The 15,770-nt window shown below is 40.1% G+C and carries 17 protein-coding genes; 14 read left to right on the top strand and 3 right to left on the bottom strand.

The window, feature by feature from the left end; translation table 11 throughout:
* Nucleotides 1-153 precede the first annotated feature (153 nt).
* The 3 genes from rsgA to O3798_RS06840 are packed head-to-tail and all read left to right on the top strand — an operon-like array spanning nt 154 to nt 2,388.
* Nucleotides 154-1,044, top strand: coding sequence for a ribosome small subunit-dependent GTPase A (gene rsgA, locus O3798_RS06850; RefSeq protein ID WP_048711026.1), 891 nt, complete (start codon nt 154-156; stop codon nt 1,042-1,044).
* A gap of 16 nt (nt 1,045-1,060) precedes the next feature.
* Nucleotides 1,061-1,705, top strand: a complete 645-nt coding sequence (rpe, locus tag O3798_RS06845; protein WP_039849202.1) for a ribulose-phosphate 3-epimerase — start codon at nt 1,061-1,063, stop codon at nt 1,703-1,705.
* Between the two features lie 11 nt (nt 1,706-1,716).
* Complete coding sequence (locus O3798_RS06840) at nt 1,717-2,388, top strand: thiamine diphosphokinase (RefSeq protein ID WP_048783481.1); 672 nt, start codon at nt 1,717-1,719, stop codon at nt 2,386-2,388.
* Between the two features lie 90 nt (nt 2,389-2,478).
* On the opposite strand, the gene O3798_RS06835 is transcribed toward O3798_RS06840, so the two are convergent.
* On the bottom strand, nt 2,479-3,795 hold the full coding sequence (locus O3798_RS06835) for an ISL3 family transposase (protein ID WP_371464047.1): 1,317 nt from the start codon (nt 3,793-3,795) through the stop codon (nt 2,479-2,481).
* Nucleotides 3,796-3,985: 190 nt separating this feature from the next.
* Nucleotides 3,986-4,501, bottom strand: coding sequence for an HXXEE domain-containing protein (locus tag O3798_RS06830; RefSeq protein WP_048783479.1), 516 nt, complete (start codon nt 4,499-4,501; stop codon nt 3,986-3,988).
* A gap of 168 nt (nt 4,502-4,669) precedes the next feature.
* Between O3798_RS06830 and O3798_RS06825 the strand changes: the two genes are divergently transcribed.
* Entirely contained in the window at nt 4,670-5,212 is a 543-nt protein-coding gene (locus O3798_RS06825) for a TetR/AcrR family transcriptional regulator (protein WP_048783477.1), read from the top strand.
* A gap of 752 nt (nt 5,213-5,964) precedes the next feature.
* Here O3798_RS06825 and rpmB read toward each other — a convergent pair.
* Nucleotides 5,965-6,153: a 50S ribosomal protein L28 gene (gene rpmB / locus O3798_RS06820; RefSeq protein ID WP_048713558.1), complete on the bottom strand. Its 189-nt coding sequence runs from the start codon at nt 6,151-6,153 to the stop codon at nt 5,965-5,967.
* A gap of 248 nt (nt 6,154-6,401) precedes the next feature.
* Between rpmB and O3798_RS06815 the strand changes: the two genes are divergently transcribed.
* From O3798_RS06815 to O3798_RS06770, 10 genes are all read left to right on the top strand, one after another.
* A complete protein-coding gene (locus O3798_RS06815; protein WP_371464046.1) occupies nt 6,402-6,764 on the top strand; it encodes an Asp23/Gls24 family envelope stress response protein in 363 nt (120 codons plus the stop codon).
* A gap of 37 nt (nt 6,765-6,801) precedes the next feature.
* Nucleotides 6,802-8,487, top strand: coding sequence for a DAK2 domain-containing protein (locus O3798_RS06810; RefSeq protein ID WP_371464045.1), 1,686 nt, complete (start codon nt 6,802-6,804; stop codon nt 8,485-8,487).
* A gap of 835 nt (nt 8,488-9,322) precedes the next feature.
* Entirely contained in the window at nt 9,323-11,374 is a 2,052-nt protein-coding gene (gene recG, locus O3798_RS06805) for an ATP-dependent DNA helicase RecG (RefSeq protein WP_371464044.1), read from the top strand.
* A 36-nt stretch (nt 11,375-11,410) separates the two neighbouring features.
* On the top strand, nt 11,411-12,418 hold the full coding sequence (gene plsX / locus O3798_RS06800; RefSeq protein ID WP_371464043.1) for a phosphate acyltransferase PlsX: 1,008 nt from the start codon (nt 11,411-11,413) through the stop codon (nt 12,416-12,418).
* Between the two features lie 153 nt (nt 12,419-12,571).
* Nucleotides 12,572-13,066, top strand: a complete 495-nt coding sequence (locus O3798_RS06795; protein ID WP_217951147.1) for an Lrp/AsnC family transcriptional regulator — start codon at nt 12,572-12,574, stop codon at nt 13,064-13,066.
* Nucleotides 13,063-14,241 carry a pyridoxal phosphate-dependent aminotransferase gene (locus O3798_RS06790; RefSeq protein WP_371464042.1) on the top strand — a complete coding sequence of 393 codons (1,179 nt, stop codon included), beginning with the start codon at nt 13,063-13,065 and terminating at the stop codon, nt 14,239-14,241. The genes O3798_RS06795 and O3798_RS06790 overlap by 4 nt, the downstream gene beginning before the upstream one ends.
* A 141-nt stretch (nt 14,242-14,382) precedes the next feature.
* Nucleotides 14,383-14,661, top strand: coding sequence for a hypothetical protein (locus O3798_RS06785; RefSeq protein ID WP_371464041.1), 279 nt, complete (start codon nt 14,383-14,385; stop codon nt 14,659-14,661).
* Nucleotides 14,662-14,669: 8 nt separating this feature from the next.
* Entirely contained in the window at nt 14,670-15,029 is a 360-nt protein-coding gene (locus O3798_RS06780; RefSeq protein ID WP_371464040.1) for a YbaN family protein, read from the top strand.
* A gap of 12 nt (nt 15,030-15,041) precedes the next feature.
* A complete protein-coding gene (locus O3798_RS06775; RefSeq protein WP_371464039.1) occupies nt 15,042-15,305 on the top strand; it encodes a hypothetical protein in 264 nt (87 codons plus the stop codon).
* Between the two features lie 159 nt (nt 15,306-15,464).
* Nucleotides 15,465-15,770, top strand: a 306-nt coding sequence (locus O3798_RS06770) for a C69 family dipeptidase (protein ID WP_371464038.1), incomplete at its 3' end; no start/stop codon positions are given.

Here is a 15,770-nt window from a genome sequence, read left to right as displayed (position 1 = left end):
AGTTAGACAGAAAATCTAACTTTTGGGGTGTTTTTATTTAATTCTCATTTACGGGGGTCAGTGCCTTTCAGTAATGCTTTTTTTCTTCAAGTCATTTGTCATGTGTTGGCGTACACTATATAATAAAGATATCTTTACTTTGAAGGAGTACTTATGACTCAAGGAATTATTATTAAAGCGTTGAGCGGGTTCTACTATATCGAATCGGATGGAGTGATCTATCAAACTCGTGCGCGCGGAGTTTTCCGCAAACGAGGCCAATCGCCACTTGTTGGGGATGTGGTGGAGTTCGAGAGTAGTAACTTGCAAGAAGGGACGCTAACGAAAATCTTGCCGCGAAAAAATGCCATCGTGAGACCGCCTGTCGCCAATGTGGATGTCGGGATTATCGTGATGTCGGCTGTCGAACCAGAATTTTCGACGCATCTTGTCGACCGTTTCCTTGTCTACTTGGAAGGCTTGGATGTACATCCGGTCATTATGATTACAAAAACCGACTTGCTCGATGAAGCAGGAATGGCACGTCTCGTGGACATTAAGGCGCGTTATGAAAAAATCGGCTATCCGGTTTATTTTGGACAGGAAGTCATGAAGGACAAGGCGCCGCTCTTAGAGAGCTTGCGTGGTGAGAAGGTCATCTTCTTAGGGCAGTCCGGGGTTGGTAAATCCACCTTGCTGAACGAGATGATTCCTGAATTAAACCAAGAAACGGGAGAGATTTCGAATGCGTTAGGGCGTGGACGTCATACGACCCGTCATGTATCGCTTCATGAAATCGAAGGCGTGTGGATTGCGGATACACCGGGATTCAGTACGGTTGATTTTATGGATATTGAAAAAGAGGACTTACCGCATTTATTCCCAGAGTTTGTCCAAGTAGAGCATGAATGTAAATTCAGAGAGTGTTCGCACCAACATGAACCAAACTGCGCCGTGATTGCAGGAGTGGAGTCAGGAGACATTTGGCAAGAGCGATACGACCACTATTTGAATTTCTATGAAGAACTGGACCAAAGAAAACCAGTATATAAACGAAAAAAGTAGATAGAGGAGACAGAACATGAAAGTAGCACCATCAATTTTAAGTGCAAATTTTGCAACATTAGGAGAAGACGTTAAGAAAGTCGAAAAATTAGGAGCAGACTGGATCCATATCGATGCCATGGACGGACAATTCGTTCCAAACTTAACATTAGGACCAAACATCGTTGAAGGATTACGTCCTGTGACTGATTTAGTATTAGACTGCCATTTAATGGTACAAAACCCAGAACGTTTCATTCCACAATTCGCAAAAGCAGGAGCAGACTACATCTCTGTTCACGTGGAAGCAACGCCACATATCCACCGTGCGCTTCAAGCGATTAAAGCAGAAGGCGTAAAAGCTGGTGTCGTGATTAACCCAGGAACACCAGTCAGTGCCATTTCAGCAGTCTTAAGCGAAGTAGACTTAGTATTGGTGATGACAGTGAACCCAGGATTTGGCGGTCAATCATTCATTCCAGAAACATTGGATAAAGTACGCGAATTAGTCGCATTGCGCGAAGAAAAAGGCTACCACTACTTAATCGAAGTGGATGGCGGAGTGAACGGTGAAACAGCAAAACTTTGCGCTGCTGCAGGGGTAGACGTTGCCGTTGCCGGTTCATATGTATACTACGCAGACGATATTAAAGCTGCGATTGATTCAATTAAAGAGGCATAAGAGGGACGAAGATGGAAGTTGTGATTATCTTGGGAGGACCAAACACCAAAGAAAACATCAAGGAGCTCTTAGAAAACCGATACGGTAAGGCCTATGAAGACTTCCGCTTTGTCGGCGTCGATGGTGGCGCGCTTCGGTTATTAGACCAGCATCTTCCCATGGAAGTAGCGATTGGGGACTTTGATTCTGTGACAAAAGAACAGCGCGACTTGATTCATGAAGCAGCGGGTACTATTGTCCAGCTCCCTTCTGAAAAAGACGATACTGATTTTGAGGCAGCTTTATTATGGGTGAAGGAGCATTACGAAGGAACACCGATTCATGTACTCGGTTCCTTTGGCGGGCGAGTGGACCACGCGATTAGCACCTTATGGACGATGATGCGACCAGACTTAGCACCGCTTATTCCATACGTGGTATTTGAGGATGCAACGAATGTCGTGAATTTCATCCAGCCAGGCACATACACGATTGAAAAGATGGACTTTACGAAGTACTTATCTTTTATTAGTATGACTCCTGTGGAAAATGTAACCCTCGTTGATGTGAAATACACGCTCGATTCAAAAAGCTACGCATATCCAGTGGCCCTCGTCAGCAATGAATTTACAAGTGACAAGATGACCATCTCCTTTACAAAAGGACTCATCTTAGTCGCCCAAACTCGAGATCATTGGAGATAAAACAAACATCGCACAATTAAATTGCACCCCAAAGGTTAGATAAAAAAGGCTCTTTGTCAAATAGTGTTGATGAAGAATTTTAGGAAGGGATTAAGCAACTAATTGTTGCTTAATTCCTTTTTGTTTTGGGCCAAACATTTTTGTTATTAAAATAATCCTGTTCCTAAAATGGTAATAGTTTCTAAAGCCATAAGCATTCCTTTTGAGTACTTTTATTTTATTGTTTATTCCTTCGATAGGGCCATTTGTTCTAGTTGGATGCTCACAAGTATTTTGAATATATGGCAAGTAAGTCATAAGAGTCTTTAATACTCTTTTTAAACCAGGAGATAGGTTTAATTGTGTAGCTGCTTCAATCGTTTCCTTGAATTCTATATAATCTCTGTCCTGAATACATTCACGAAGTGAATGTACAACCTCATAATCATGTTTAAGAGATGGATTGTTTTCTAAGATATAATCCACGATTCCTTTACTTGTTATGAAGCTTTCAAAAAGCTTATAACGATTATATTTATAGTTCTGAAGTTCATTAGGGTTCTTTAAAATTAACTTCCAATAATGTTTTAACTTTCGATATAATTTTGGATCTTTATAACGATGCTTATTCATGACACGTACCCTAGTTCGATTTAATTCTCTATTTAAGGCTTGTACGATGTGAAAAGGATCAATGATAATTTTAGCGTTAGGAAACATTTCTTTTATTAATTGAATGTACGGTAAGTACATGTCGATTGAGATAGTTTTTACCTTTAATCTAGTCTTAGGCTCAAAACGATGAAAATACTTTTTCAAACTGTAAGATTTTCTATCTCTTACAACATCGACTAGCTTGTGTGTTGTGCTATCACAAATAATGAAACTCATATTACTATCGGAAGATTTAACGGATTTAAATTCATCAAAACACAAATGCTCAGGTAAATCATGTAATGGTTTAATCGTTAATAATCGTGCTGTATCATCTATGATACGTCTTACAGTATGAACTGAAACATTTGTTTCTTTGGCGATATATGTTTCAGATACAGTTTCACTTATTTTTGATTTGATTTCGTTTTTTAAGCGTTTAGAGATATGACAGTGTTTTTCTACGATTCTACTAGTGTCTGCGGTAAATGAAGAGCCGCATTCTCTACAGAGAAATCTCTGCTTGCGTAGATTTAAGTAGGCCGGTAGGCCTGAAACAGAACAGAGAGTGATACGAGAAGTTTTCGTGCCATTTTTGACGATATTATTATTTTGGCTAACACATCCACAAACGGTACAAAATTCTGGTTTATGCGTATATGTAGCTGAATAAAATAAAGATTTTCTCTTTTTAAATATCTTCTCTTGAACTGTATTATCCCAGATAATGTTTTTATCTTTGATTTGTAGCGTGGCTTCTAGTATATTGTTCATATGGTCATCATCCTTTTGTTTTAGGTTTAGGCGCTTTTAATATAATGGATGTTGGCCTTTTTGTATACACTAAAATAGGGTTGATGGAAAATTTCCATCAACCCTAAAAATTATAGAACCATAAAAAATCTAAGTTTTGGGGTGCTTTAATTATGAAGTTGAGTTATGCGAAGACAGTTCAACCACCTATTCAAATTTGTTTTGCGTATTTTTCTAAATGTGTTTGGATTTTTGGCATGATGAGATGCATGATTTTAAGATTCGAAAAAGCTATTACCATGGCCAATAAAAGATAGACAACGACTGATAACAAAGAAACGTCAGAAGGCCAATAGTGGAAAATAATCATTAAAACCATTGGCAGCTCTAGTGTTACTGTGACGACTCCAGGAACATAGCCTCTAAATTGCAGGCACATGATATAATGGATTATGAAATGAGATGTATACGCTACTACAAAAGATAAGTAGAGTAGGCTGTTGTGAGTCAATTGGCAAAATCCAGAAATAAACAGCAAAATGATAAACTCTTCTAAAACGCCTACTGCAAAGGCAGACCCTTGTGTAACAGAACCAAAGAACGGTATCTTAAAAGTTGCTAACTTTTGATGATGGCGTATTTTCCATAAGGGCATAACAATCATTTCTTCAAAATCGTGTAAAATAAATAAAATAGGTAGCATCCAAACGTTAAAAAGAATGCTCATATTGTTTACCTCCTTAGTAACAACTAACAATTGTATAATGTTAACGATAAATTTTAATTATCTATCACGCGCGATAGTTTTAGTGTAAGGAGATACGATTTCAAAAACAAGATGTTAAGTGAAATTGGCATAGTTTGACCAAAAGTGTGCCAGGAAAGGAAAAGTATCATGGAATATCAAACGCGACAATGGTTGGAAGAAGCCTTGTTTGATTTGTTAGCAACTAGAAAGTCTTTGCAAAACATTAGCATCGCAGAACTCAGCGAACATGCTCAGATTGCTAGACGAACGTTTTATCGTTATTACCATTCAAAAGAGGAAGTCCTCACGAACTATATCGACCGCTTAATCCAGAGATATATTATCGAACTTCAAACAGAAAAATTGGATGATTTTGAGGATCTTGTAAACTTATTTTTTAAGTACTGGAGCCAGTACACTGAACCATTAAAAATTTTGCAAGATGCAAGATTGCAAGCACTTGTTTTACAAAGGTGGTATGATAAGCTTCCTGCTGTTTATACTAGCATAAAGGCACCTTGGCATATCACAAACAGTACGCAAAGACAAATCAATTATGATAGTAGATTTATTATCGGTGGTCTCTACAATGTTTTTGATGAATGGTTAAAAACAGATAGTCAAACAATGCCTATTGATGAATTAGTCACTACAACCTTAAACACTATAAAACGTGTAAAGGGAAGTTAATTAAGAAGCTGAGATTTTTAGGATAGTCATGAACGTTCCAACTACTTGTTTTAAAAATATCTAAAACAAGAGATAGCTTGTATTTTTCACAAAGAGTTTTGAAATTCCAAAATTCACTTATAAGTGAATTTTGGGATTTTTACGTACGCTGTTATTTTCAAAGAGAGGTGCTCTATGTTTCTTATAGATAAGCCTTTTTCGGAAGTTGCAAATCCAACAGGCTTCAAAATTTACAAATGATGTAAATAGATTTCATTTTATTGAGAAGCCTTCAAAGCGTATAACAATGGGCTTTTCACAAACTCCATTTTTTTGAAATAAAACGCAAAAAAGCGTGAGAAGCACCACCCATGGTCCCTTGGTTTCCTGGCATTAATCTCAGGTAAAGTAGAGTTGAAAAGAGTGGCGGATCCTAACTCTTTGGTTTATAAGAGGCTTGAAAAGAGCGAAAACTTCTAGAGACAGAAAAAGATATTTGAGGAAATAGCGGTTAGTGTAATGAATAAGTAACCAATGTGAATTACCAAGGGTTAGCGACTCGTCGCTTATCCTTGGTTTGAAGCTTGGTAGGCAAGGAGACTTTAGGCTCCTGCCGGTACCATTACACTAAATTCCGCTATGCATTCCTTCAAATATCTTTGAATGTCTTTTAGCAGTTTCAATTCTCTTTTCAAGCCTTCGGCTTATTTATTTTTAGAAAAACAAAAAGAGCTTAGGGATATCGCCTAAGCTCTTTTTAATAGTGCTCTGTATTAAACACGTTCTACTTTACCTGATTTTAATGCACGAGTTGAAACCCATACTTTTTTAGGCTTGCCATCGATTAAAACGCGAACTTTTTGTAAGTTTGGTTTCCAAGTACGACGGTTAGCGTTCATAGCGTGAGAACGAGTGTTACCTGTTTCAGCACGACGTCCAGTGAAATAACATACTTTAGCCATTGTTATTCTCCTCCTTTATTTAATTCATTATCAGCTGATATAATTTTGAACTAAATCATATACCTAAATAATTTAGCATAGTTGACCATAGATTGCAAGCGTACTGGTTAGTCAGTTTTCTAAGAGGGTTAAAAATTGGTAAAAGGCTAGGTAAACCGCTTGGAATATGATATTATAGTATAGAAATAATGTGTCAATCTGTCTAAAAATTAGACAGACACCTTTATACATTTAAGGGAGGTATTTGTATGACAGTAAAAATTCAAACAGAAAATGGACAAATTGAACTTAGCAATGAAGTGATTGCAACGGTTGTAGGTGGTGCCGCTACAGACAACTATGGTGTTGTTGGTATGGCTAGCCGCAATCAAATCCGCGACAACTTTAATGAAATCTTGAAGAAAGAAAACTTCACTCGTGGTGTTGTGATTCGTCAAGAAGAGGAAGGCGTTGCAGTGGATGTTTACATTATTGTAGGTTATGGTACTAAGATTTCTGCGATTTGTAGAAACGTTCAAGAACAAGTGAAATATAACTTAGAAACAATGTTAGGATTTGCTGCAAAAACAGTGAATGTCTATGTTCAAGGAGTTAAAATCATCGAAGCGTAATGCTTGTTGATTCTAGTCAGGAGGAAGTAAGAATAATATGGCAACTATGAAAACTATTACGGCTCAAGATTTCCGCGCGATGGTGGAAATCGGTGAAATGCGTTTATCTGAAAATGCAGAATTCGTAAACTCATTAAACGTATTCCCAGTACCAGATGGAGACACAGGGACAAACATGATGCTCTCATTCAAATCTGGTGCGGAACGTGTTGCGAACTCTACAGCAACAACTGTAGGTGATTTAGCACAAGATTTAGCAAAAGGATTATTAATGGGTGCTCGTGGGAACTCAGGGGTTATCTTATCTCAATTATTCCGTGGTTTCTCTAAAGCCGTTGTCGGTAAAGAAGAAATCACTGGTGAAGAATTAGCGCAAGCATTTACGAACGGTGTGGAAACTGCTTATAAAGCGGTTATGAAACCTGTAGAAGGTACAATCCTTACTGTTGCTCGTGAATCAGCAAAACGTGGTGTTCGCAAACTAGAAACTTCAAACGACATCATCGAAGTAATGGGATCTGTTTTACGTGGTGCTGAAAAAGCATTAGCGAAAACTCCAGATTTATTACCAGTATTAAAAGAAGTTGGCGTAGTGGACTCAGGTGGTCAAGGTCTTGTTTTCATTTACAACGGATTCTTCGAAGCATTAACAGGGGAAGCAGTTCCTGTTCAATCATTACAAAGCAATAAAATCGATTTAACTTCAGTGGCTCACCACGAAGCAGGCGTTGACTACGAACACGTATCAACAGGCGACATCAAATTCGGTTACTGTACTGAAATCATGGTGAAAATCGGTGAAGGCGAAACAGTCGTAGATACGTTCGACTACGATACTTTCCGTAACTATTTAAACGAACTTGGAGATTCTTTACTTGTAGTAGCTGACGATGAAATCATCAAAGTACACGTGCATACAGAACGTCCAGGTGAAGTCATGAACTACGGACAACGCTTCGGTTCATTAATGAAAGTGAAAGTGGACAACATGCGCTTGCAACACGAAGAAGTGTTAAAAACTGACTACACTGCAAAAGTTAAAGAAGCAGCGCAAAAACAAAAAGCGGAATACGGAATCGTAGCAGTTGCTGCAGGTGAAGGAATTCAAGAATTATTCAAGAGCATGGGTGTAACGACAATCATCAACGGTGGTCAAACAATGAACCCAAGTACAGAAGATATTCTTCAAGCTGTAAAAGAAGCACATGCTGAAAAAGTTATCGTGTTACCAAACAATAAAAACATTCAAATGGCTGCAAACCAAGCGGCTGAAGTATCAGAAGATGCTGCAGTTGCCGTCGTTGCAACTCGTACAATCTCAGAAGGGTTAGCTTCATTATTAGCCTTCAACCCAGAAGCAAGCTTAGAAGATAACCAAGCTGCGATGAGTGAACAAATGGCGCTTGTATCAAGTGGTCAAATTACTAACGCTGTTCGCGATACTAACATTGATGGCGTTGAAATTAAGAAAGACGACTTCATGGGTATTGTAGATGGCAAGATTTTAGTAAGTATTGCGGACCGTAAGGAAGCAACTCTTGCGACAATCGATAAGATGATCGACGACGATTCGGAGATCCTAACAATCATCTATGGTGAAGACGCAGACGCAAGCGAAGTGGAAGAAATCACTGAAGCTGTAGAAGCGAAATACCCTGATGTAGAGGTTGAAGTCCATGAAGGAAACCAACCAGTATACACTTACTTATTATCTGTAGAATAATAAAGAGAAAAAGACAGTAAAAAAGAGTACTAATATCCTTCCGGATATTCTCTATAGTCATCATTAAAGCTGTAACGGGACAAGCCTTGGTCTTGTCCCTTTCGAGCCTCAAACAGATGCTAAGAAATAAATTTCTAAGCATCTGTAATTCGCATCGAATACTAGTCGCTATGATGATGACTATAGAATCCGGTAAGGATATTTTTGTACTCTTTTTTTTACATAAGTAAATGTATATGGTGGCCGGGACACTACACCAGGAGAATTGCGCTTAGTGTGAACTCGAATTCGCAGTATTCTCCGTAATCCTCAAGGATTTCTATTCAACAATAAGTAAGTGTAACTGGTTGGTTTTGGTGCTCACATCAGGGGTTGCGCTTCTACAGAGAGTGCTTTCTAAATTTCGCTTGCTTCTGAGTCTTCACTCGCCTCGGAAGGGAAAATAGCGCACTGAGTGGGTGCTCCCTAGTTTTTTTAGTGCGGAAAGGTTCAACGAGGGAAGACTGCACTTTGTGGAATGCAGACAAAAACTTCTGGCACTGTAAGAGTTGAGGAGGGAGGAAGGAAAGTTGAAGGAGTGAAGATTCTTTAGGATTTCATCGGAATCACAGTACCGAGTAAGCAACCAATGTGAATTAGCGAGGATTAGGAATTTATTCCTTAGCCTCGCTTTGAAGCTTGGTAACCCTGAGACGAAGACTCAGGGAGGTGCCGGATTTGTGATACCGATGAATAAATCCTAAAGAGAATCTTCACGACTGTTGGAACTTTCCTTCCTCTTGACGATTTACGAGAAATTGAATTACACTTATTAAAGTAGAAAGGATGTGATTGGATGAATGAAGTCTTTCAAAGTGTGCAAGTCTTGCCAGGCGTTGGACCAAAACGATTAGAGCCATTAGCTGAGCTTGGCATCGAGACAGTCTATGACTTGTTAACGCATTTTCCGTTTCGTTATGAAGATATTCAGATTCGTGATGTGCAAAGTATCATGGACCAAGAGAAAGTCACGCTAAAAGGGCTTGTGGCGACGCAACCGGTTGTTAGCTACTACGGCTTCAAGAAGAACCGTTTGTCGTTTCGCATGGCGATTGACCAGCAAGTCATCCAAGTTGCGTTCTTTAATCAGCCGTATTTAAAAGATAAAGTGGTTCAGGGCGAAGAGATTGCTATCTACGGAAAATGGGATGCAAAGCGTTCGACCTTGATGGGGATGAAAATCTTATCGAACCGAAACTTGGAGGACGAAGAAGGCGACCAAGTCGAGGCGGTTTATCGCACGAATAAATCGTTGAAGCAGGCGACGATTCTTAAACTCGTTCATACGGCGATGGATCGTTTTGAAGATAAAATTCCAGAAGTATTGCCAGAAGAGTTGACGGCGTCGCACCACTTGATGGGGCATAGAGACGCTGTACGGGCAATGCATTTTCCAAAAGATGAACTGGAAAGACAGAGTGCGCAATATCAGCTCGTCTACCAGGAGCTCTTCTTATATCAACTGCGCTTGCAATGGATGCGTCAGAAACGTCATCAGCAAACAAAAGGGCAAGCGGTGCTGTATGATAATGCTCAGTTGAAGTCGTTTATTCAGACATTGCCGTTTGAACTGACAGATGGGCAAAAGAAAGTTGTGAATGAGATTTGCTTTGACTTGCGTGCGCCTTATGAGATGAATCGTCTCTTGCAAGGGGATGTAGGGAGCGGGAAGACGATTGTGGCGACGATTGCCATGGTCGCAACGGCTCTAACCGGCAAGCAAGCAGCGCTCATGGTTCCTACAGAAATCTTGGCGGAACAACATATGCTGACGATTGAAAAATTGATTCAAGGAACACCGTTGAAGGCCGTGTTGTTAACCGGAAGTATGAATCGTTCGCAGAAGAAGCGAAAAGAGTTACTCGCGCAAATCGAGAGCGGGGAGGCAAACCTGATTATCGGGACGCATGCCTTATTCCAACAAGATGTGAACTTTAAAGACTTGGCCTTTGTCGTTATCGACGAGCAACATCGTTTCGGGGTGCAACAACGTCAGGCACTCTCTGGAAAAGGAGCGGGCGTGAACGTGCTTCAAATGACCGCGACGCCAATTCCTCGTACGCTGGCGATTACGGCTTTCGGGGAAATGGATACTTCTATCTTGAGTGAGATTCCTCGTGGGCGCCAACCCATCAAGACGTCTTGGGTTCGCGAGCAGGAAATGGAACAGATTTTCAATTTTGTAGAACGTCAAATTCAAGAAGGGCGACAAGCGTATATGATTTCGCCACTGATTGAAGAGTCGGAACATCTCGATGTGCAAAATGCCGAAGAGATTTACCGCATGATTTCAGCGCATTTCTCAGACCGCGTGAAAGTGGGTCTCCTACATGGGAAAATGCCAGCGGAAGAAAAAGAAGCGGTGATGGCGGACTTTAAAGCCAATAAACTACAAGTGCTCGTTTCCACAACGGTCATCGAAGTTGGGGTGGACGTGCCGAATGCCACAGTGATGGTCATCTTGGATGCGGATCGATTCGGGTTAGCCCAACTCCACCAATTGCGTGGACGTGTCGGACGTGGACAACATGCCTCAAGCTGTATTTTAGTGGCGAGTCCAAAGACCGAAAACGGGAAAGAGCGCATGCGCATTATGTGTGAGTCGACGGATGGATTTTATCTCAGTCAAAAAGACTTGGAGCTTCGCGGTTCTGGGGATGTATTTGGGGTAAAACAATCCGGTATTCCAGACTTTAAGATTGCCGATTTAATACGAGATTATGATATACTAGAACAAGCACGTAAAGATGCCATCCTTTATGCCTCGGAAGATCCAGCAGGAGAAAAAGCCGAGACAAAACGCATGAAGGCATTTATCGAACAAACAACAAAAGAAATCAATGGATAACTTCACGGCTACGTGGCTAGAAGAGGAGGAACAACAATGGTAAGAATTGCAATTGACGCAATGGGTGGAGATAACGCTCCTAAAGAAATCGTCCAAGGGGTCGTCCTTGCAGCAAAGGAAATGCCAACTGTCGAGTTTCAATTATACGGAGACGAAGCAAAAGTGAATGCATGCTTGGAGGAATCACTTCCAAATATTCGCGTGATTCACTGTTCAGAAAAAATCAACTCTGATGACGAACCGGTTAAAGCGATTCGCTCAAAGAAAGACGCTTCAATGGTCGTTGCCGCTAAAGCTGTGAAAGAAGGGGAAGCCGATGCGCTCTTCTCTTGCGGAAATACAGGGGCTCTTCTAACGGCTGGTTTATTAGTGGTTGGCCGTATTAAAGGAATCGACCGTCCAGGATTAATGCCAGTGTTGCCTGTTCTTGGAAAAGAAAACCGTCAATTTATTATGATGGACGTTGGTGCGAACGCGGAATGTAAACCAAAGAATGTTCACCAATTCGGTATTCTTGGTAGCTACTATTCAAAATACGTTCTTGGCTACGAAAACCCAACAGTCGGTTTATTAAATAATGGAGCTGAAGAAGGAAAAGGGAACGAACTCGCAAAAGAAGTATACGGACTCTTGAAAGAAGACGATAGCTTAAACTTCGTAGGAAACGTGGAAGCTCGTGACATCTTAACAGGTGCTGCGGATGTGGTTGTGACAGACGGATTCACAGGAAACGCCGTATTGAAAACAATCGAAGGAACAGCGCTTGCGATGATGGGACTTCTAAAAGAAGGCATCAAAGGACAAGGCATCCAAGGAAAACTTGGAGCGCTCTTATTGAAAAACACCTTCTACGGATTAAAGAACACATTGGACTACTCACAATTTGGGGGTGCGGTACTCTTTGGTCTTAAAGGAGCAGTAGTGAAATCACACGGTTCTTCAAAATCAGATAGCGTGTACCATGCGATGAAACAAATCGATACGATTGTATCAAGTGGAGTCATCAACGACTTAGTCGCTCACTTTGAACAAACAGCAGAGTAATGAAATAAAGCTCTCTTCTATCATGGAAGAGAGTTTTTTTGATAATATTTATAAATTTCATAAAGTCGCAATAAATTCTTAGGAATTCTAGCGAAAAAAGGGTACAATAGATAAGTACATAAAGTTGCGGACGCGACTAAAGGAGGAAAGCCTATGTTCAAAGAAGTGAACGAGCAAATCTTAAAATTAATCGAGAAGAATAGTCGTTTAACACCAGAAGAAATTGCCTCTTTATTAGAAATTGACGTGGATGAAGTGAAACGTCGTATTAAAGAGATGGAAGAAGCCAAAATTATTTGTGGCTACCATACATTAATCAACTGGGAAAAAACTGATAACGTGAATGTTTCAGCGATTATCGAATTAAAAGTAAATCCTCAAAAAGGAAAAGGGTTCGACCGTATTGCGGAAAAAATCTATCATTTCCCAGAAGTGGAAGCTGTCTACTTAATGTCAGGTGGATATGATTTCATGGTGCAATTGAAAAAAGCACCAATGCGTGAAATCGCGAACTTCGTATCTTCACGTCTTTCAGTGATTGAAGAAGTACAATCTACTAAAACACATGTTGTATTAAAACAATACAAAGATCACGGCACAATGTTTGTCGGTAAAGCAGATGATAAACGTCAGGTGGTTACTCCATGAATTTAGAAAATATGTTAAACAATAAAATTAAGGATTTGAAACCTTCAGGGATTCGTCGTTTCTTTGATATGGCGAGTGAATACAAGGATATTGTTTCCCTAGGGGTTGGAGAGCCTGATTTTGATACGCCTTGGCATATTCGTCAAGAAGCGATTAAAGCGTTGCAAGAAGGCCGTACATTCTATACAGCTAATGCAGGGTTAAAAGAGCTTCGTGAAGAAGTGTGTGTCTTTACAGAAGGCCGTCATGGGGTGAAATATGACCCAATGCACGAATGTGTCATCACTGTTGGGGGAAGTGAAGCCGTTGATATTTCAATGCGTGTTCTCTTGAACCCAGGGGATGAAGTGATTATTTGTGACCCAGGTTACGTGTCATACGTTCCAGCAGTTACAATGGCTGATGGGACTCCTGTCATTCTTCCGTTAAAAGAAGAAAATCAATTCCGTATCACACCAGAAGACCTTGAAGCGGTGATTACACCGAAGACAAAAGCGATTCTAATGAACTTCCCGAATAACCCAACTGGTGCGGTTATGGGACGTGAAGACTTAGAAGCGGTTTGCGAAGTGTTAAAACGCCACGATATTATCGTTGTTTCTGACGAATTATATGGAGAATTAACATACACAGGAAAACCTCACGTATCTGTTATCGAAATCGATGGCATGCGTGACCGTACAATTTTAATCGGAGGCTTCTCAAAAGCATTCGCGATGACGGGATGGAGACTTGGGTATGCCTTGGCTCCAGCAGTAATCATGGAACAAATGTATAAAATTCACCAATTTGCGATTATGTCAGCCCCAACTCTTAGCCAATATGCGGGTGTGGATGCGCTTCGTAATTCGGAGGAAGATATTGCAGAAATGCGCGATAGCTACAATCAACGTCGCCGTTACTTGGTAAAACGTTTCAAAGACTTAGGCATTCCTTGCTTTGAACCATTTGGAGCTTTCTACATCTTCCCAAACATCTCGCAATTCGGATTAACTTCTGAAGAATTTGCAATGCGCTTAGTAGAGGAAGAACGCTTAGCCGTTGTTCCAGGAACAGCCTTTGGGGACTCTGGGGAAGGCTTCCTACGTATCTCTTACGCTTACTCAATCGAGGACTTAAAAACAGCCTTAGATCGTATCGAGCACTTCATTACGAAGTTAAGAAATGAACAATAATTCAATCAAATAACTACGCTTCTTTTGGAATTGCAGGATTTCAAAAGAGGCGTTTTTTATTGATTAAAAATCGATTAAAATAAATTTACTAGCGGTTAGGGTTGTGCTACACTATGCTTACTAAAAGAGAGGAGACTGTGCTTGAAAGAACGTTTTACCAAGTTTATTGATACGATTATCGCGCTTGATAAGGGTGACCATACATTAACCGATAAGCAATGGATGAAGAAGCAAAGATGGGTCTTCGCCCTGAAGCTGTTTTGGGTGATTGTGCTTGTAGCGACCTTCCTTCTAGCCATTAATGTCTCCATCAGTTATTTTGTCTATTTCTTCTATTTTGTGAGTATACTCTTTATTCTTACAAAAGTATTAGAGTATTTTATTGATCGAAGAGTGGCGCAATTAGCCGAGGAGGAATAGGAAAAAGAATGAGAGTGGTGTATTTTATTATCGCGTGGATTTCGCTAGCGCTGGGGTTAATTGGAATTGTGCTCCCAGTACTTCCGACGACACCGTTTCTACTGCTGACAGTGGTATGTTTTTCAAAGAGTTCTACTCGTTTTGAAGAGTGGTTTCAACAGACAAAACTGTATCAACTATATGTCGCAGATTACCGTGAAACGAAGTCGATTGCGCGCAGTCGTAAAAAGAAAATTATTGTTTATATCTATATTTTAATGGCCATTTCCATTTACTTAGCCCCGATTTTAGCGGTGAAAATTGGACTTGGCGCGCTGACAGTGTTTATTACTTACTATCTATTTTGGGTAATTCCAGATAAAAAATAAGGAGTGTTTCAGATGGTTGAGAAGTTTAAGGCGAAGTTTAGAGCGTTAATAGAAGATTATAAAGTGACAAAGAATCCTGGTGAAGATTTCGTTTTTTGGTATATTCACCGTGTAGCGCCCTTTAATTTTCGTTATGTAGTGGCTGTAGGGGTGATTCTTTGTATTGCTGCACTCTACTATAATATTCAATATGCGCTCACAACAGTGCTCATTTTATGGCTCATTGCCGTTATGATTACCATCGCAGAAAGAGTTTATCGAAAACTAAAACAATAATAGGAGAACCAGAAGAATCTAGTTTGCGCTAGGTTCTTTTTTTTTTACCTATCCTTAGGAAGAAATTTCAGAGAAAAAAATAGCGCTGAGACCTTTGAGAAATAGCGCGAATAGGACTATAATTTAGATGTAGAAATAAAGTTAATGGAGGTAATTTTTATGAGATTTGACCAAGAACATGATTCATGTACAACTATTCTTGTTGGGAAGAAGGCCAGCTACGATGGGTCAACGCTAGTAGCGCGTACAGAAGATTCATGTAATGGAGAATTTACTCCAAAGAAATTCATTGTCGTACGTCCAGAAGACCAACCACGTCACTATAAAGCAGTCATTTCAGGCTTTGAAACAGACTTACCAGACAATCCTGTTCGCTATACGGCCATGCCAAATGCCATCAATAACGAAGGAATTTGGGGTGCTGCGGGGATTAATGAATATAATGTAGCATTAAGTGCAACTGAA

It is taken from the genome of Granulicatella sp. 20925_1_45 (genome assembly GCF_041433555.1).
Lineage (GTDB): Bacteria > Bacillota > Bacilli > Lactobacillales > Aerococcaceae > Granulicatella.
This window is presented reverse-complemented; position numbering and strand designations above follow the sequence as displayed.